This window comes from Bacillus sp. REN3 (assembly GCF_017912555.1).
Lineage (GTDB): Bacteria > Bacillota > Bacilli > Bacillales > Cytobacillaceae > Mesobacillus.
Genome location: NZ_JAERSD010000028.1, coordinates 17,557 through 37,248 on the forward strand (window position 1 = coordinate 17,557; position 19,692 = coordinate 37,248).

The 19,692-nt window shown below is 43.8% G+C and carries 16 protein-coding genes; all 16 read left to right on the forward strand.

What is annotated here, in order from left to right; all coding sequences use genetic code 11:
• Nucleotides 1-7: 7 nt before the first annotated feature.
• The 16 genes from JJQ88_RS18640 (at nucleotide 8) to JJQ88_RS18715 (ending at nucleotide 19,675) form a co-directional block, all read left to right on the forward strand.
• Complete coding sequence (locus tag JJQ88_RS18640; RefSeq protein WP_210367547.1) at nucleotides 8-871, forward strand: sugar phosphate isomerase/epimerase family protein; 864 nt, start codon at nucleotides 8-10, stop codon at nucleotides 869-871.
• A 4-nt stretch (nucleotides 872-875) separates the two neighbouring features.
• On the forward strand, nucleotides 876-1,940 hold the full coding sequence (locus JJQ88_RS18645; RefSeq protein WP_210367548.1) for a Gfo/Idh/MocA family protein: 1,065 nt from the start codon (nucleotides 876-878) through the stop codon (nucleotides 1,938-1,940).
• A 21-nt stretch (nucleotides 1,941-1,961) separates the two neighbouring features.
• Nucleotides 1,962-4,694 carry an FIMAH domain-containing protein gene (locus tag JJQ88_RS18650; RefSeq protein WP_210367549.1) on the forward strand — a complete coding sequence of 911 codons (2,733 nt, stop codon included), beginning with the start codon at nucleotides 1,962-1,964 and terminating at the stop codon, nucleotides 4,692-4,694.
• 417 nt (nucleotides 4,695-5,111) lie between these two features.
• Nucleotides 5,112-6,389 carry a sugar ABC transporter substrate-binding protein gene (locus tag JJQ88_RS18655; RefSeq protein ID WP_210367550.1) on the forward strand — a complete coding sequence of 426 codons (1,278 nt, stop codon included), beginning with the start codon at nucleotides 5,112-5,114 and terminating at the stop codon, nucleotides 6,387-6,389.
• 118 nt (nucleotides 6,390-6,507) lie between these two features.
• On the forward strand, nucleotides 6,508-7,413 hold the full coding sequence (locus JJQ88_RS18660) for a carbohydrate ABC transporter permease (RefSeq protein ID WP_481748319.1): 906 nt from the start codon (nucleotides 6,508-6,510) through the stop codon (nucleotides 7,411-7,413).
• A gap of 17 nt (nucleotides 7,414-7,430) precedes the next feature.
• Nucleotides 7,431-8,246 (forward strand): carbohydrate ABC transporter permease, encoded by an 816-nt coding sequence (locus JJQ88_RS18665; protein WP_246861280.1) that lies wholly within the window; start codon nucleotides 7,431-7,433, stop codon nucleotides 8,244-8,246.
• A gap of 27 nt (nucleotides 8,247-8,273) precedes the next feature.
• Nucleotides 8,274-9,689 (forward strand): extracellular solute-binding protein, encoded by a 1,416-nt coding sequence (locus JJQ88_RS18670; protein WP_210367552.1) that lies wholly within the window; start codon nucleotides 8,274-8,276, stop codon nucleotides 9,687-9,689.
• An 8-nt stretch (nucleotides 9,690-9,697) separates the two neighbouring features.
• Entirely contained in the window at nucleotides 9,698-10,708 is a 1,011-nt protein-coding gene (locus JJQ88_RS18675) for a zinc-dependent alcohol dehydrogenase (RefSeq protein WP_349237159.1), read from the forward strand.
• Nucleotides 10,709-10,751: 43 nt separating this feature from the next.
• The gene (locus JJQ88_RS18680) at nucleotides 10,752-11,816 is read left to right on the forward strand and encodes a Gfo/Idh/MocA family protein (protein ID WP_210367554.1); all 1,065 of its coding nucleotides are present in this window, start codon (nucleotides 10,752-10,754) and stop codon (nucleotides 11,814-11,816) included.
• Nucleotides 11,817-11,866: 50 nt separating this feature from the next.
• A complete protein-coding gene (locus tag JJQ88_RS18685) occupies nucleotides 11,867-12,631 on the forward strand; it encodes a hypothetical protein (protein ID WP_210367555.1) in 765 nt (254 codons plus the stop codon).
• On the forward strand, nucleotides 12,631-13,617 hold the full coding sequence (locus JJQ88_RS18690; protein WP_210367577.1) for a Gfo/Idh/MocA family protein: 987 nt from the start codon (nucleotides 12,631-12,633) through the stop codon (nucleotides 13,615-13,617). Before JJQ88_RS18685 ends, JJQ88_RS18690 begins: the two co-directional genes overlap by 1 nt.
• 38 nt (nucleotides 13,618-13,655) lie before the next feature.
• On the forward strand, nucleotides 13,656-14,999 hold the full coding sequence (locus JJQ88_RS18695; protein WP_210367556.1) for an FAD-dependent oxidoreductase: 1,344 nt from the start codon (nucleotides 13,656-13,658) through the stop codon (nucleotides 14,997-14,999).
• Nucleotides 15,000-15,051: 52 nt separating this feature from the next.
• Nucleotides 15,052-15,756: an N-acetylmannosamine-6-phosphate 2-epimerase gene (locus JJQ88_RS18700; RefSeq protein WP_210367557.1), complete on the forward strand. Its 705-nt coding sequence runs from the start codon at nucleotides 15,052-15,054 to the stop codon at nucleotides 15,754-15,756.
• A complete protein-coding gene (locus tag JJQ88_RS18705; RefSeq protein ID WP_210367558.1) occupies nucleotides 15,753-16,652 on the forward strand; it encodes an ROK family protein in 900 nt (299 codons plus the stop codon). Before JJQ88_RS18700 ends, JJQ88_RS18705 begins: the two co-directional genes overlap by 4 nt.
• Before the next feature lie 48 nt (nucleotides 16,653-16,700).
• Entirely contained in the window at nucleotides 16,701-17,831 is a 1,131-nt protein-coding gene (nagA, locus tag JJQ88_RS18710) for an N-acetylglucosamine-6-phosphate deacetylase (protein WP_210367559.1), read from the forward strand.
• Nucleotides 17,828-19,675: a glycoside hydrolase family protein gene (locus tag JJQ88_RS18715; RefSeq protein ID WP_210367560.1), complete on the forward strand. Its 1,848-nt coding sequence runs from the start codon at nucleotides 17,828-17,830 to the stop codon at nucleotides 19,673-19,675. Before nagA ends, JJQ88_RS18715 begins: the two co-directional genes overlap by 4 nt.
• Nucleotides 19,676-19,692: the final 17 nt, after the last annotated feature.

The following is a 19,692-nucleotide window of genomic DNA, read 5'->3' on the forward strand; positions in this document are numbered from 1 at the left end:
TGACCAAATGAAATTCGGGGTTAGTTCATACAGCTTATACCAGGCAATGCAACAGGGGCAAATGTCCTTTCTCGAAGCGATTGATTGGGTTAAAGGAATTGGAGGAGAACACTTTGAGGTGGTTCCTCTTGGCTTTGACTTACTTGAAAACGCTTCACTTGTCAAAGAAATCCGGAAAAAAGCAGAAGACGAAGGGATTGAGTTATCCAACTATGCCATTGGTGCCGATTTCCTAAAGGATGATCCAGATGAAGTCCAACTGGAGATCGAAAGAGTAAAAAAACATGTGGATATCGCACATGAACTGGGAGTCAAATTCATGCGCCATGATGTGGCATCCAGGCCGCCTGCAGAAGCCACAATTGTAAACTTCATTGACGATTTGCCAGTCCTTGCGGAAGCGTGCAGGGAGATCGCAGACCATGCACGATCATACGGCATTGTGACAAGTGTTGAAAACCATGGTTTCTATGTGCAGTCAAGTGATCGAGTCCAACTTTTGGTACATAAGGTTGGGCGTCCTAATTTCCGTACCACCCTTGATGTCGGGAATTTCTTATGTGCAGATGAAGATCCGGTATCAGCAGTTAAAAATAATATCTCCCTTGCTTCTATGGTTCATGTTAAGGATTTTTACCATCGTCCTGACGATCGGGATCCGGGTGAAGGCTGGTTCAGGACCACAGCTGGAAATTTCCTGAGAGGTGCGATAACCGGGCAAGGCGATCTGGATTTGCGCCAAATCTTAAAAATCATTAAAAAATCAGGGTATGATGGCTATTTATCGTTGGAGTTTGAAGGTCTGGAAGAATGCAGGTTTGGTACGAGAGTTGGATTTGAGAATTTAAGACGGATATGGCAAGAGGTATAGGAAGATGGCATCCAGCAAATTAAAAATAGGAATGGTCGGAGGAGGCTCCATTTCGGATCTTCATTTGGAGGCATATTCTGCTCATTCAAACTCTTCCATAATCGGAATCTGTGACAGAAACCTGGAGCGGGCCAGGGCCAAAGCAGAATCGTATCAGGCTCCCTTTTTTTGCAGTGATCATCATCACCTGCTTGCACAGCCAGAAATAGATGCGGTTGTCATTTGCACCTGGAACCATACCCATGCTGACATTGCTATTTCGGCTCTCGAGGCAGGAAAGCATGTGTTTGTCGAAAAGCCGCTCAGCACAAATCTTGAAGATGCGCTCCGTATTCAGAATGCAGTCAAAAGTACCGGGAAAAAACTTCAGGTTGGATTTGTGCGAAGGTTCGATCCCAACGTCCAGGTGTTAAGGAAGTTCATTGCGGCGGGTGACCTCGGGGAGATTTATTATGCAAAGGCCTCTGCATTACGAAGACTTGGCAATCCAGGAGGATGGTTCGCGAAGAAAGAAATTTCAGGGGGAGGGCCATTGATTGATACAGGGATCCATGTCATTGATACGTGCTGGTACTTAATGGGGAGGCCAAAGGCTGTTTCTGTTAGTGGCAATACATATTATTCCCTTGGAAGCCGGGCTAATGTAGAAAATCTCTCTTTTTACAAAGCCGCTGATTATGACCCAGCAACAAATGATGTGGAGGATATGGCAAATGCCCTGATCCGCTTTGAAAATGGGGCATCACTTTTCATTGATACAAGCTATACCCTCCATGCCAGGGAAAATGTTGTATCAATGAAACTTTATGGTGAACACGGAGGAGCTGAAATCGAACCGGAATTTTGGATGGTCAGCGAAAAACATGGCACGATTTTAAATGTACAGCCCCAGACAGATTACCTAAGGTTAAATATTAAACAAGCTTTTGAGAATCAGGTAAATCATTTTATCGAATATTGCTTGCATGATAAAACAACCGAAGCTCCGGTCGAAGATGGAGTGGAAATAATGAGGGTCCTTTCAGCAATTTATGAATCTGGCCGCACAGGCAAAGAAATAGTTCTTTAATGATAGAAAGGGGGAAAAGTATTGTTCAGATCTGTTCTTTTTAAAATAGGTGTTTCAGCCATTGTTTTCTCATTGGCTCTCCCTGCTGCCAGCCAGCATGGCTTTGCAGACAGCCAAAAAAAGGAAGGTTATTCCAGTTACTATATTGAAAATGCTGGATTCGAAGATAGCGAGTCTTTAGCTGGATGGAAAGAGACATTTGGTAAGGGGGCGTTTGCCGTTGATCCAGCCAAATCTTCGGAAGGGAAACAGAGTCTTAAGGTGGAGGACCGCCTGGATGGACAATCAGCTGGATTAAGCAGCAGCCAAGCTTCTGTTACACCTGGACAATATTACCGATTCGACGCTGATTTAAGTCTGGAAAAAGGGACACTCAGTCTTTACTTGCTGTATCTTGATCATCAGGGAAAAGAAATCGGTAGGTTCACAGAAACTGTGAAAGCTAGTAATATGCCGACAGGGGAGTGGATGAAAGGAAGTGTCAGCGGGAAGGCGCCACACGGCGCAGTAAGCGCTGAATTGCTGATTTACTCAGGAGTTTCATCTGTAACGACAGCCAATGTTGATAATGTGCATTTCTCCTGGGAACCGCAGCTGGATCTCAAAGTTGGGGAATCTGTAGATCTGGGAGAAGCAGTCAAAGCTTCCCTGAATTCTTCTGCGGCATTTTCATCAAGTGAGAACGGCAGGAGTGAAATTTATTTTGCAGTTAATGGTGTTCCTGCCACCTTCTATGCAATTGATGGAGAAACTGGAGAAAAGATTTTCTCGCAGGCGATTCCTCGTACAGATACTATTTGGGCAACGACTGTCGGAAGCGATGGGAATGTCTATTTCGCCGGCACGGAAGACGGGATTCTGTATCGATATTTGCCTCATGAGAAAAGAATTGAGAACCTTGGGAAAAACCCTTCCGACAATTGGGTTTGGGATCTTGAAATGAGCGAAGATGGAAAGGTATATGGAGCGACATATCCTAACGCAAAGGTATTTGAATTTGATATCAATACAGGGACATTCGCGGATCTCGGGACTTTTAAAGAAGGCCAGAAATATGCCCGGGGGCTTGGCCTTTCTGGAGACTATCTTTACGTCGGGATAGGGACTACCGCATATGTAACCCGCATGAACCTGAAAACGGGAGAGAAGGAAGAGGTGAAGATCCCGATTTCAGGTCAAAATAATTCGATTGCCAATATAGAGGCATATGGCGGCAAATTGTTTATCCGTGCAGGAGGGTCTACCCTCTATGTACTGGATGAAGGGACCCTTGAGCACATCAATACGATTAAATACAAAGGAGAAATATCCCCGCCATCTCCGAAGAATGGCGATGATATGTATTACATTTTTGGTTCAGATCTATATCGCTATAGTCTAACAGAAAACAGAAGTGTGAAAATAGAAGGATTACCCGATCTGGACTATACCACTAGAAAGTTGGACTGGATAAAGGCAGGCAGCGGGTATGTCCTTGGGATTGTAACTGGTTTTTCAGAGTACTTACAATACAATCCTGATAAAAATGAAGTTACTGCCATTTTCCCTGAAATTGAGCCGCAAGGGGTCCCCGTACAGTCACTTGAAAAGGGGTTTGACGGAAGGTTGTACCTGGGCGGCTATCATCGTGGCATGAGCATTTTTGATATGGATAAGGAGGAAATCACCCACAACCTGAGCTGGATGCCGCAGCCTGAAGGAATGGGATTCCTGAATGGAAAAGTATATTTCGGAACTTATGGTGGTGCAAAGATTTATCAATATGATCCTGAAAAGCCCCTGGACTTTGGAGAAAGTCCAAGCCATAATCCAGGATTGGCTTACGATATTGAGGAATTCCAGGACCGTCCGTTTACTTTTGCATCGGGTGACAACAAACTCTTTATCGGCACCATTCCTGGTTATGGGGAGTTAGGCGGTGCATTGACAGTTTACGATGAAGGATCAGGAGAATGGAGCGTCACTCGAAACTTGGTAAAAAATCAAAGCATAGTTGGACTTGCTTTTAAAGATGGGCTCCTGTTTGGAGGCACATCTGTATGGGGAGGAGGAGGCAGTGATCCTGAAAGCCAGGAGGCGAAAGTCTTTGTTTGGGATGCGGTGAAAGGAGAAAAAGTAGCCGAATTCACACCAGACACCCCCGGTATAGATACCCCGCCCAAAATGATCGGCGAGTTATCATTCGGACCTGATGGTCTCCTGTGGGGAGCTGTGGACGGAACGATTTTTGCGATGGATCCGGCGACCTACCAAGTAGTTAAAAGCAAACTGATCTATCCGAGCACTTATGCAGCCAGTAAATGGAGGCCCATTTTCTTAAGGTGGGGTACTGACGGTCTTTTATATACTACACTGGGCAGGAAATTAACCGTTTTGGATCCTGATTCGATGGCTCATGTAAAAGTAATGGATAATGTACATTTAATGGACATAGGAGATGACGGATATGTATATTACGCATCTGGCTCCCACCTGTTCAAATTGGCAATCTCCAGGTCGAGGATAAATATTGAGAGACTTCAGGAATTGATTGATCATTATCGCCAGGAAGGTGATATTCAGGAAGCCCTCTACAGACAATTATCCAATGATTTTACACAAGCAGCCTATTTTGTAAACGCTGGATCGAAGGAAAAGGCAGCGCAATTCATTGAAAAGGCGATAGGGGAAGTGAGGAAAGACAGTTCAGAAAAGCTGTTATCCGAAGACGCAAAAACTGTTTTGCTGGCCAGCTTGAAACTAGTCAGCTATTAATGATCGCCTGGCCGGGGAAGTTCCGGCATCCCCGGCCAGGCATCGTCAATTTAATGGCAATCGGAATTTTTAACTGTTGTTAACCCATGGGAGCGGGGGCTCACAGCATTTTTAAGGAGAAGCCAGCTGATAGAACTTGAACATGAGAAAATGCTTGAACAAAAACCGCCCTGTCCTCAACGGAAAAGTCTTTCGGTAAGCGGAAAAACACGTAAAGTTTTCCAGATGGAAACCCTGGGTCATAACTAGTTAATATATTCATTCTCTCATTTTTTTAGATACAAAGCCCAGTATTATAAAGAAATAAAAAAACACGAATGAATTTTCTAAATATTTAATAAAGTGTATTGACAACTTGAAACCGCTTTCGTATTATAAATTATAAGAACCAGATATGAACCAATAAGGAGGAAGAGTATGAGGGGGAAAAAGTTTTTTGCTTTAATTATTGCGATGGTTGTCATGCTGGTGGTATCGGCCTGTTCCAAAGACAGTGCCACTACTGGCAGCAAAGACAGCAAAGCTGGGAAAAAGTCAGGTGAACTTACAGTCTGGGTGCATCCATACGTAGGCAAGGATCTGAAGGATAAGCAAACTGCCGTGTTTAAACAAATGGCAGATTCTTTCAACAAGGAATATCCTGATGTTAAAGTGAAGTTTGAAGAGATTCCATGGGCAAATAGAGAACAAAAAATCCTGACAGCTTTGGCTGCTGGACAAGGGCCGGATGTATTTTACCTCATCCCCGATATGATGGGACAATTTGCGGAAAAGGGAGTCTTGACTCCAATCACTGAGTTGCTTGGTGATGATTTGGACAAAGAAGATTTTCCGGAAAGCTCATTGGAGGCTGTTACATATAAAGAAGATTTATTCGGCCTGCCAATTCTCCATGAAGTCAGGGCAAATGTGTATAATACGAAAATCCTTGAGGAAATAGGCGGCAGCAAAGATGCGGTACCAACAACTTGGGAAGAATTTGATGCCCTGGCCAAAAAGGCAGTCGAAAAAGGATATTATGCCCGAGGCTTTGAAGGCGGAAATACGCTGAATGCAACGCTTTATCCTATCTTATGGCAGGCTGGCGGAGACATCATTGATGAAAAGGGCAAAGTGGTCATCAACAGTCCTGAAGGTGTAAAAGCATTCGAAAGAATCAATGACTGGTATACAAAAGGGTGGATTCCCAAGGATTCAATCAATACACTTGATCATTTTGACCAATTCCTAGAAGGCAAATCTTTTTCCTCGGGAGCAACTGGTTTAACATTAAGTACTTTGAAAGAAAGAGACTTCAAAGATTATATACTGGGTCCTCCTTTAAAAGGTGAAGAGCAGCTGACCTTCGGAACCACGGGGATGTTTGTAGTCCCTTCCAATAGCGATAACAAGGAAGCGGCGGCTCAATTGATCAAGCATATGACGAACAGTGAGAACTCAAAGGCGTTTAATGAACTGACAAAATATATCCCTCCAAGGAAATCTGCGGCTACGCTTTATGATAATGACCCAGAAATGAAGCAAATGACCGAATGGGTCAAATATACAAAGCCGGGAGTCATCCATCCGGTTGCCCGCGATATATTGCCAAAGGTTCAAGCTGAATTGCAGGCGATGCTAGAGGGAGCCAAATCCCCTAAAGAAGCAGCAGATGCGGCGGCTGAGGCGATTCAAGCAGAAATTGACAAGCAGTAAGCCTTTTCGAGAGGAGAAATGTAAATTTCTCCTCTCTCTTTGCCAAAAAACAGTACCGAAGGAGGAGGACCTTTTGGAGAACAAAGTTGATTTGAGTTACCCTCCTGATCATCAGAGGATACATACTCTTTCACGAAGAGAAAGACTTAAGAAAAACTGGGATAAATATGGTTTGGTCTATATTTTCCTTATTCCGATTCTTATCCATTTTGCGATTTTTCAGTTGTTCCCTATACTATTCAGCTTTGTGCTCACTTTTACTAACTGGCCGGTAATTGGGGAGCCGAAATTTGTCGGGTTAAAAAACTGGCTTGGTCTTTTCAATGACCCGCTTGCCTGGAAAGCGCTATGGAATACAATCATGTTTTCCTTCTATTACATAATCCCTACGATGGCCTTGGGCTTGATCCTGGCTCTTTTGATCAATAGCGGAAAACTTGGTACAGGCTTTTTCAAAGGCTTGTTTTTCCTGCCTGTCGTAACCTCATTCGTAGTAATCTCGGGTATTTGGTCCTGGCTGTTCAAAGGGACCAGTGATGGATTCATCAACACTCTTTTGAATTATCTAGGGATTGGACCCCAACTGTTTTTATCCGATTCCAGCCAGGCGTTAATTGTGTTGGCGGGTCTGTCCATTTTCAAAGTGTGCGGTAGCACGATGATATACTATTATGCGGGATTGCAATCGGTTCCTGAAGAATTATATGAAGCTGCAAGAATAGATGGGGCATCATCATGGAAAACATTTTGGAAAATCACTTTTCCCCTGCTTTTGCCGATTCACTTCTACGTAGCGATCATAACAACAATCGGTTCATTCCAGATCTTTGACTCGGCATTCCTCTTAACCTCCGGCGGGCCAAGTCATTCAACGACGACAATTGTCTATTACCTCTATCAGGAAGGCTTCACCTCATTGCGTTTGGGGTATGCAAGTGTTCTGGCATATGTACTGTTCTTTATCATTTTCTTCATTTCCCTCATTCAAAAGAAGTATATGGGTAAGGAAGTCAGCTACAAATAATCGGGAGGGGAAGCAAATTGAAAGCATTACAGAGAAACTGGATTTATATTCCGTTATTCGGGATAGGCCTGCTATTCTTTACACCGTTCTTTATAATGGCTGTGGGATCACTTTTGGAATTAAGGACACCCATGGGAAATCCGTTTGCATGGGTGCTGAAAGAAAAGTTATCCCTTGGGAATTTCACGTATATCTTTACAAACGCAAAGTATGCTCAATGGATCATGAACTCACTGATCATCACCATCATACCTGTCTTCAGTACAATGTTTTTCTCGGCAGTCCTTGGTTATATATTTGCAAGAAAACAATTTCCATTCAGGGAGTTCATCTTTTGGATGATGATGGGAGTTGTCATGATCCCAGGGCAGCTTTTAATTATCCCCCGCTACATCATGTTCAGTGAACTTGGGTGGATTAACACTTATCTTCCTTTAATCGTCCCGGAAATTTGGGGGATTATGGGTGTTTTCTTCGTCAGGCAGTTCATGATGACGCTGCCAAAAGATTTGGAAGAGGCAGCACATATAGATGGCGCCAATGATTTCACAGTTTTCTTCCGGATCTATCTTCCATTGGCAAAACCAGTCATTGCGACTGTGGGAACATTTGCATTCATCAGCAATTGGAACGATCTATTGACGCCTCTTATTTTTACTACCAGTGAGGAAATGTTCCCGGTCACGGTAGGGCTGGCATCCCTGCTGACTAAAGAGGGGCACTTCGGGGTTGAAATGGCTGGGTCTGTACTTTCATTTATCCCTACTTTTTTAATCTTCCTTTTCTTCCAGAAGTACTTTGTTAAAGGGATTGCTTTATCAGGAATGAAATAATTTTTTTCAGAAAGGATTCGTCATCAAATGAGCGGTAAAAAAAGTCGTGAGGTTTTTAAGGTTCAATTAAATAAAATGGTTTCAACAATCAGGCAGCAAATCCTAAAGGGAGATATCAAAATCGGGGAGTATTTGCCTTCTGAGCTCCTTCTTGCTGAACAGTTCGGATTAAGCAAGAACTCAGTCCGCAAGGGGTTGGAGGAATTGGTGGCTGAAGGGTTGATCGTAAAGAAATCAAGGATTGGGAATATGGTGGTTTCCACTCAACCTTTCGACCAGATCATTTTACGTGTGGGCTATTATCCTACATTGATCAAGGATGCACAATTCCAGGAATTGATAAGGAAATTCGAAGTCGAGAACCCAAACATCAAAGTCCAGACAATCGCACTTCCATACGACCACTATCAGCAAACAGTTTTTGATTTTTTCCATAATGACATGATTGATGTTGTCACCATCAACTTCAAGGATTTCAAAGACTTTGATCAGCTTCACGATTCAGTTTTTGAAGAAATGGATTGGGATGAGGATTCTTATTCATTCCTTCAGCATCCCTTTAAAAAACATGAAAAATCAAATCAAGTATATGTCAGGCCATTTGTCTTCTCGCCCATCGTCCTTTGTTACAATAAGGATCATTTTGATGCGAGTAACCTGCCGTATCCGGATAGCGGCTGGAAATGGACGGAAGCGCTTGAGATTGCCAGCAGGCTGATGGCCGACCATGAAGATGATAAAGCATGCGGACTTTACTTCCATCCTCTTTCAATGAATCGCTGGCCGATTTTCATGCTGCAAAACCGGGTTGAATTCGACAGAAATGAGCAGGGGGATATATCTTTCCCAGTGGACGAATTAATGCAGAGTGTGAATTTCATCAGGAGAACATTTGATGAACAAGGCACAATGAATACATTTTTATCGGATAGTGACAGGGATGCCGAGAAAATCTTCCTTGAACAAAAAGCGTCCATGATCATGGCATCCTATTTCTCATTGAACGAAATTAGGAAGCATTCGATACAATATGACATCGCTCCTCTGCCATATATGAAAGATCCTGGCACGTTATTGCTGATCATTGGACTCGCGATAAATAAATACTCTTCAAAGAAAAACGCTGCCTTGAAGTTTGTTGGTTTCATTGGTAGCGAAACGGCCCAAGAGGTGATCCGCACCAATACATTAAGCATCCCGGCCATGAAGAGAGTAGCCGAGCGACAAGGAAATGAAAATGTCTATAAGCCTTCAAGATTCCATCTGTTCAGGGAAATAATCCCGACCTACAGGATGTTTACTGATTTAGGCCTTAACTCAAAGGAATTGGGCGAAGTACGGAACGAATTGAGAATCTATCTTTCTGACTTAATGGACGATAAGATTTTCCATCAGCGCTTGAAATCAAAACTTTCACAAACAAATATATTAGAAAAAATATAGAAGGTGAGGTGATTGCTTTGAAAAAAATCGTTGCTAAAAATCAGGATATCGAAGTGATCTCCGAAGTAAAACCGAATGTGAAGCCATCTTATCTACTGATAAAAACGCTGTATACGGCAATCAGTCCCGGTACCGAGCTGACGTTGATCAATGTGAGTGAAAATCGGCAAATAGACCTGGGATACAGTGGCGTGGGAGTAGTGGAAGAATGCGGAGAAGAAGTGGACGGCTACAATGTCGGGGACCTGGTAGCATGCTACGGTGCCCCTTACGTAAAACATTCTGAATATCTGCTTGTTCCCAAAACCTTATGTTGTAAGGTACCAGGGAATGTCGATCCAAAGGAAGCTGCCCTAGGAGGAATTGGGGCAATTGCCATCCACGCTCTGCGGATCGCTAGGCTGCAATTCGGCGAAAGGATTGTCGTTGCGGGTCTTGGAATCATTGGACAGCTGGTTGCCCAAATTGCTCATGCGGCAGCATACGATGTCTACGCTTATGATTTATCGCCCGAAAGAACTTCTCTTTTGAACAGCATTCCTTCCATTCGACTATATACCAACATGGAGGATTTAAGCAGAAGCTTGACCGCAGCCGGCGACTATGGGGGTGCGGATGCTGTTTTGCTTTGTGCCGGCGGGAAACATTCAATATTGACACAACAAAGCCTGAAGTGGGTGCGCGATAAAGGAAAAGTCGTCATTGTTGGGGATATTGAACCCGATTTCCCAAGGAGCGATATGTTCGCAAAGGAAGCAGAAATCCTTATTTCCCGCGCAGGGGGACCAGGAAGATATGACCTTAGTTATGAAAGGGATGCGGTGGATTATCCTTATGGATTCGTCCGCTGGACTGAAGGAAGAAACCTGGGAGAATATATTCGCCTTCTAAGTGAAAAGAAAATCAATGTTCGCCCGTATGTTGGCGAGGAAGTGAAAATGGAGGAGATCAAAACGGCATTCCAGAGTCTTGCGGACAAAAGTTCTTCAGTTTTGACAAAGGTCATTCGTTATTCATGATAGTTGGTCCGAAACTACATTTTTTACGAGGGGAGTCCTTAAAATGCTTAAAGTAGGAGTAATAGGAGTTGGGTCTATCTCGGAATACCATATTAATCCCTATCGAAAAAATCCTGATGCTGAATTAGTGGCATTATGTGACATCAACAAGGAACGACTTTTGCAAAAGGGTGAGCAATATCAGATTTCTCAACTTTATTCAGACTATAGGAAACTACTGGAAAATGAAGAAATCGATGCAGTGAGCATTTGCACGTGGAATGATACTCATGCAGAAATTGCAGTAGCAGCACTTGAGGCAGGCAAACACGTACTGATTGAAAAACCCCTCAGCCTTACAGTCGAACAGGCGGTTTCGGTTCAAAAGGCTGCAGAGGAAGCAAATAGGATTGCCCAGGTCGGTTTTGTCAGACGGTTTGGAGACAACACCAATATCCTAAAAAAATTCATTGATTCTGGTGACTTAGGGGATATCTATTATGCTAAAGCATCCATATTGAGGAGGCTTGGAAATCCGGGAGGGTGGTTTGCCGACAAAGAGAGGTCAGGAGGTGGGCCACTGATTGATTTAGGTGTCCATGTAATTGACCTTTGCTGGTATCTGATGGGGAAGCCGGCGCCTGTCTCTGTTACAGGAAATACATATTACCTGCTAGGGAACAGGAAGAATATTGAAAACTTGGATTTCTATAAAGCTGCAGACTATGATCCTGGCAAAAATAATGTCGAAGACCTGACCAATGCGCTGATCCGGTTTGAGAATGGGGCGTCCTTGTTTGTGGATGTAAGTTTTACCTTGCATGCCAAAGAGAATGAGGTGTCAGTGAAAGTTTACGGAGATAAAGGCGGAGCAGAAATCGAACCTGAACTCCTGTTTGTAACCGAAAAACACAATACCATCCTTAATATCGATCCCCAGGTAGATAATAAGACTTTCAATTTCGAGCAGGCATTCGATCGGGAAGTAAATCATTTTATTAATTGTTGTCTCGGAACGGAAGAGGAAATCGCCCCCGTAGGTGATGGCGTGGAAATCATGAAAATCCTGGAAGCTGTTTATGAATCTGCTGAAAAGAAAACAGAGATTGTGTTCAGCGAAAAATACTGACGACTGACGGTATACCCAAGTATTCATTTTATAACGAGGGTGGCTTAAAGATGAAAATAATTATTTGTGACCAAAACAATGTGGATTTGGATGGTGTGAAGCTGAATTTTTCTTTCGTTGATACTGGCGAAACTTTAACCAAACTTACGCAGGAAGATAAGGACCAGGAATTATATATCCTGGACAGCTTGTTCCCTAATGTTGAATCATTTTTGGAAAAGGGTGATGAGCTATTTATGCCCCCGGATTTTTTTCTTGGCCATCTGGAGAAATTGAACAGCCTTAGCTCAAAATCCATCTACCTATATTTTGACTTGGAGCATTATCCTTCTTCCAAACAAATGTTAAAAGAACTTGATGAGATGAATGCCAATCAAAATGGCGTTCTTCGTATAAGGAGGATGTCAGGAGACAAGGGGATCATCAAAAAATCCCTGGCTGATCTCTATGTACTAAGCCAACAGTTTGGTAAAGGAGAGAGTTTTTTTGCGAAAACGGTTTTTGATGAACATTCAGGAACTGGCCATTTCATTATAAGTATACGATTTGGACAAGATGTTATGGCTCATCTTGAATACTCTATCTTCCATTCAAATAAGGAAAAGCTGGAAATGGAATGGTCCAGTTTGAATACCGTTCTTGCCTATTCATCGGACCAGCAGGCGCTAAGCGTTTTGACAGGGGATTCGCAAAGGCTATTGCTGGATGCGGAGTCCATCTTATCAAATTCTAAAAAAGTTTCACGATCCTTGGAAGAAGAGTTGAAAATCCTTCTGGAACAACTTCCTCAGATTGCAAAGGAGGATGGACGATGATAAAAGTCGGAATCATGAGTTTTGCCCATATGCATGCATATAGTTATGCGAATTGCCTTAAGAATCTGGATGGCGCAGAGTTATCGGCTGTTTTTGACGATGATGAGGCAAGGGGCAAACGAGCTGGAGAACAATTCGGTGTTCCACACTTAAGTGACATGGATGCTTTTTTAAATGATGATCTCGATGCTGTGATCATTTGCAGTGAAAATATTTTTCATAAAAAAATGGTTTTGAAAGCTGCAGCGGCAAAAAAACATATTTTATGTGAAAAGCCTCTTGCGACAACAGTTGAGGATGCAGAAGCCATGATTGCAGCTTGTAAAGAGAATAACGTGATCCTTCAGACTGCTTTTCCAGTCAGGTTCAGCAAAGGAATCCGAAAGTTAAAGAAGATGATCGATCACGGAGAACTGGGAAAGATCCTGGCTATGAGAACAACCAATCGCGGCCAAAACCCGGGAGGCTGGTTTGTTGATAAGGGCTATTCCGGTGGAGGAGCAGTCCTGGACCATACTGTCCATATGGTGGATATTATGAGGTGGTATTTAGGTAAGGAAATCAAGGAAGTCTATGCGACGATCGGGCATTACTTTTCAGATATGGATATAGATGATGCTGGATTGCTGACGCTGGAATTTGAAGATGGAACGATTGCTTCCCATGACACAAGCTGGTCCCGGTTTTCTAAGTATCCTGCATGGGGCGATGCGACAATTGAAGTGATAGGCACGAAAAAAACGGTCAGTGTTGACGCGTTTGGCGACCAGTTAAGGCTCTACAAACAGCAAAGCGACCAGACAATGTCCTTTGTATATGCGGGAAATGATATTGATTTCGGATTGATTGAAGACTTTGTTTTTACTGTTAAGACAGGCGGCAGACCTTCGATCAGCGGCCTTGATGGCCTTAAGGCGATGGAAGCAGCTCTGGCAGCATATAAATCCGCGGAAACCGGCAAATCTGTGATTTTGAATCATCAATGAAGGATAATCTATTTCGAAACGAAGGAAAGGGTGGACCAATGAAGAAAGAGTACGATGTGATTGTCGCTGGCGGGGGTCCGTCCGGTATCAATGCAGCGATAGCAGCAAGCAGGATGGGTTATCGTACGCTCCTGATTGAAAGATATGGATTTCTTGGGGGCATGTCAACAGCAGCTTTGGTTTACCCCTGGATGACATTTCATAATCACCAAGGAAAACAGGTTATCAGAGGGATCGCAGAAGAAATCGTAACCCGTTTGGTGAACATTGGTGCTTCTCCAGGACATGTAAGGGATACAATCGGATTTGTATATTCGGTGACTCCTTATAAAACAGAAGAATTTAAGATGGTCGTGCTCGAGATGCTTGAAGAGGCAGGTTGTGATTTGCTTCTTCACTCTTTGACAGAGGAAGTGACAGTGGAGGATAACAAAATTACATCCCTCACCATAGTAGGCAAGTCTGGCCGTGAGCAGTTAAGCGCTTCTGTTTTTATAGACTGCACCGGGGACGGCGATTTAGCCTATGCTGCAGGCGTCCCGATGCAATATGGACGGGAAGGCGACCGTCTCACCCAGCCAATGACCATGAAGTTCAGGCTGAGTGGAGTAGATTTAGAGACAGTCAGGGACTATCTCCTGGAACATAAAGACCAGTTTTACCATAAAACTTTGTTCAACGAGCTTGAAGAAGGGCTCCCTTTAACGGCTGTCCAGGGTTTTTATGATATTTGGGAGAAAGCTGGGTTGCCGATTAACCGGGACCATGTTTTGTTTTTTACTGGACCAGGGCCAGACGAAGTATTGATTAATTGTTCAAGGGTTCAAGGATATAAAGGAACAGATTCTTGGGAGCTGACAGAAGCCGAGAAGGAAGGCAGAAGGCAAATTGCCATGCTTGTGAAATTTTTCAAAGAAAGCGTCCCAGGTTTTGAAAATGCAGTGCTATCATCAACCGCTACACAAATTGGCGTAAGGGAAACCAGAAGAATTGAAGGAGAATATATTCTTACGAAAGAAGATGTTGTAGCCGGTTCGAAATTTCTAGATTGTATAGCAAAAAGTGCCTATCCAATTGATATACATGACCCAGCAACGAAAAGTATTTCAGTAGCTTTCATCGGGGGAGACGGTGTATTTGATATTCCGTATCGTTGTCTTCTTGCCAAGAAGGTGGATAACTTGCTGGCAGCTGGACGGTGTATTTCGACTACCCATGAAGCATTCGCGACCACGAGGCTGACGCCTAGTGCAATGGCGACTGGCCAGGCGGCCGGGACGGCAGCTGCACTTTCATTGTTAAAGGGAGTTCTGCCAAAAGAGCTCAGCATAAAGGACCTTCAGGAACAATTACTAAAGGATGACGTTTTTTTAGGTACATAAAATTCCCAGCAGGAAGATCGGATTCCTGTCCTTAAACCGGGGAGGCAAATTAATGGCACAAATTCTTGACCAATTGCAAGGAAAACTGATCGTATCCTGTCAAGCACTCGAAAATGAACCACTTTATGGGGCTGAAATAATGGCGAAAATGGCAGTCGCCGCTGTTGAAGGCGGAGCAGCAGGTATCAGGGCCAATACACCACAGGACATCCAGGCAATCAAAAAATCTGTCCGGGTTCCTGTGATCGGTTTATATAAGCGAGATTATGAAAATAGCGATATATATATCACGCCAACAATAAGGGAGGTTGAAGCAATTGCAGAGGCCGGAGCGGATATTATCGCCGTGGATTTGACAGAAAGGGAGAGACCCGATGGAAGAACAGCCAATCAGCTTTTGGCTGAAATCAAGAGGAAGTTCCCCAAAATCCCGATCATGGCCGATATATCTACTGCAAAGGAGGCCGTTAATGTGTCGATCGGGGGAGCGGATCTCATCTCTACTACTCTTGTAGGCTACACATCCTATACAAGCCACATCCATTCCTTTCAACCCTCAATCCTGTCGGAAATTATAGAAAAGGTTGATAGTCCGATTGTAGCAGAGGGAAGGATAGAAACGCCCCAACAAGCTGCTCTCTGCTTAGAACTAGGTGCATTCTCAGTCGTGGTAGGCTCAGCCATTACCCGGCCCCAGGTTATCGCCAGACGATTTTCTATTGAAATGTCAAAAGGAAGGGGAGCAAAAGAAGAATGACGATAATTGGAGTCGATGTAGGAGGCACCAAAATAAAGGCAGGATTTATAACAGCAGAAGGAGTGGTTTTGGAATCTGTCACAGAACCTACGGGAAAAGTAGATGTGATGGGTCAAATAATCCAGGTAATTGGAGCTTTGACGAATAAATCAAAGGAACCCATTTCCGCTATCGGGGTCGGAACAGCAGGAAGGGTTGATGCCCATTCGGGTAAAATCAACGGGGCGACTTCCAATCTTCCATTTTGGGCAGGCACAAATGTAAAGGATACACTGGAAAAAAAATTCGGAGTCCCCGTAGCTGTAGATAATGATGCAAATGCTGCAGCGATAGCGGAAGGTGCCTTCGGTGCCGCCAGAGGGATACGCGATTTTGTTTGTATCACCCTGGGAACAGGGGTAGGGGCAGGCGCTGTGGTGAACGGGCAATTGTTAAGGGGGCATGCAGGTGGAGGGGGAGAAATCGGCCATATGATCTTATACCCTGGTGGACACCTTTGCAACTGCGGGAAGAAAGGATGTTTGGAGCAGTATGTATCAGGCACTGCCATCCAGCGGGCTATTACTACTGAAATCGCAGCTGCTTCCGCTAGTTTTAGCCCAAGAAGGCTTTTTAGGCTGGCCCAGGACGGACATCCTGCCGCTAAAAAGATTACCGGAAGATTTTGCGATGATTTAGTACAGGGAATCTTGAATGTGCACGCAGTCCTCGATCCGGAAATGATTGTGCTTGGAGGAGGAGTTGTGGAATCCAGTGACTACTGGTGGGATCCATTTATGGAAAGGCTCGGAAGCATCCCAGAAATCACATTCAAACTAAACAGAGCCCACTTCCAAAATGATGCGGGGATGATTGGGGCAGCCGCACTTGCGCTCGGCTATGCTCCAGTCAGTTGAACTGTTTGCATGGAAAGAAAAAGTTATGTTCTTTACGGGAAAGTCATATTGGAAAATCATATGGAAGACCCCGGTATAGTGAAGGTTTCAAATGGCATAATCACCTATGCCGGTCCAGCTGATCAGTTCCATCGGGATTATATTGACTTAAGAAATCATTACATATGTGCGGGGTTTATCGATATCCACTTGCATGCCATTGATGGATATGACTTTATGGATGGGTCCCTATCAAGCTTCAAAAATATCCAGCAGTCACTTCCTCAATATGGAATTACGAGCTTTTTGGCTACTTCAAGAACGGCATCCTATGAAAAAATCTCCCAATTCCTTTCCTTTTCAAATGAATGCAAATCCATCACAGACGCCTCCAAGCTTTTGGGAGTCCATTTGGAAGGTCCTTGGATCAATCCATTATTCAGCGGTGCACAAAAATCTGAATATGTCAGCCATCCTGACCAGGAAATGGCAAAGAAATGGCTCGACTTGTATCCCGGCTTAATAAAAATCGTGACACTTGCGCCTGAATTGCCTGGGAGCATCGAGGTATCCCGTCTGTTGATAGCTGAAGGAACTGCAATTTCTGCAGGCCACACAAACGCAAACCTTGAAGAGATGAACAGGGCCATAGGTGCTGGCATAAAAAATATTACCCATTGTTTCAATGCGATGAGCCCATTCCATCATCGCACTCCTGGTGCAGCGTTTTCCGCCCTGCATGACGACCGGCTTACCTGCGAGCTGATCGCGGATGGACTGCATGTGCAGAAAGATGTCGTGAAATTTTTATATAAAGTCAAAACTGCTGAGAGAATCATCCTGGTATCTGATTGTACTGGAGCTAATCGCCTGGAAGATGGAACCCATTTTATAGGCAATAAGGTAATTCATAAAAAGGGAAAGGAAATATCTCTGGCAAATGGTACGCTTGCCGGAAGTGCGATTACCCTTGATGAGGCTGTAAGGTATGTTATAAAGGAATGCGGCATCCCTATTCATGAAGCGGTTAAAATGGCGACGTGCAATCCTGCAAAGTCTTTTTCCTTCAACAGGCTGAAAGGGAAGATCGAAAGCGGATATGAAGCGGATTTAGTGATTTTAAACCGGAATTTCGAGGTTACAAAGACAATTGTCAATGGAAACACAGTTTATGAAAAAAAGGCGGAGGGGAATAATTGAAAACTGCAGTCTTTGACAGATCAAGGAGTAAATTCAGCGACTTTTTCAGGAATCCGGTTCTTTTTACTGACATGGATTCTTTTATGGGAGCAGATTTTACTGAGTTCGCTACAATAGCAATTAATGGTTTGGCAGGCCGTGAATTGGTGGAACTGCCCTACGGTTTAATTGAGAAACTTTGGGACTTTGCTTTAGCTGGAGGCAAAATATATGGCGAACTAATCGCTTGCCATGATTTCCCTGCTTCTCGTTTGTTTGGATTCCGCCAAGATTTCCCGGTTACATTCCGGAGATTGGAAAAACTGAAATGGAATACGGATTTCCTCTGCATGGAATCAAAAAGCAATCTCCTGGAATGGAACGGGCCCTTCCAGACAGGGTTTCCAATCGCAGATACCGTCATCCTGGAGATTGATATTTTTCAAGAAACCCATTTTACTGAAAAGTCTGGCAGGTACCCGGGGCTAGTGGTGAAAAAACACGGAAAGGGAACAGTTGTTTACTCAGCATTTTCATTATTCTCAAATTCCGAGTTTTGGTCACTCAGGCCAACTTGGCTGTGGAATAAGGTCATACATGCTTTACAGGAAGATAGTCTCTTACCTGTCCTGCCCATGTCAAATCCAATCCATTTCAGGAATCAAAGAATCGAAGAGTCCGTAGCGAATAGCATTGGGTGGTTTCAATCGTCAGGAATAATGGCCGATCCGGCTGGAAAGAAGGGAGTATATGAAAACATCCACTCCTTCAGACGGGAGGTCAGCAAAGATATTCGGCCCGATTGTAGTGTACAGACAGCCTTGATGTTTCATTTATATGGGAGGTATACAGGGGAAAGGAAGTGGGGAGAGATCTGTGAAAACATATTAACCTTCCTATTTCATTCCGGATTCCAGGACCTTGAAAAAGATTCGCAAACATTCGGGTTATGGAAATGGTTCCAGTTTCCCGGAAAAAAACCGGATCAGATGTTCTCTGATGATAATGCCTGGGTTGCGCTTGTCCTCCTATATTTATATAGACAAACAGGCAATGAAGAGTATAAAAAGAGAGGATTGGCCACAGTTGATGCCCTGTTGGATACCCAAAACCGCAATGGCTTGAGGGTTGAGGTGCTGTTGGAAAAAGAGGTATTGGAAAAGGGAGCCTCCTATTATGCCCGATCAGAGGAAGGAAATATGAATCCACATTTTCAAAGTATCGTCCATGCCGCATTCCTCCAAGCCTATCTGGTAACTGAAGAGGGAAAGTATTTGGACACAGCCCTTAAAGGGACCCGTTACTTATTGGACCACCCTGGAAAAATGGAATTCATGTATAGCAAAACTGCCGGCTATAGCAGGTTTTTGTTAGGTCTATCCCAAGTTTACGCACTATCGGGAGATAAAAGGATCAAGAAGGGTTTGTTTGAAGTATTGAATTATTTAGAAGAATGTATGCATGGTTCTGGAGGGGTAGAAGAGGCCGACAACCCCTCGCCAGCAAGATACGGCACTGAGGATACCGGGGTATTTATAGATAACGGAGAGGGGATTGCCGACCAACTCTATACAAATAACTTTTTGGCCATGAATGCATGGGAAGCATGGCAGGCAACCGGTGATAAAAAAGTCTTTGACTTCCATACCAAAATTACAGAATTTTTAAACAAAATACAAATCCATTCTTCTGAAAAACTGGTCGACGGCGGATGGATGCGATCCTTCCATTTAGATAGCAATGAATATTTTGGAAACAACGGCGATACAGGATGGGGGCCATATTGTATGGAAAGCGGGTGGACCAATGCTGTCACTACTGCTGGACTCCTGTTGCGCCTTACTGATTCGTCCCTCCTGGAGTAACCTTTTGAGAGGAGTGC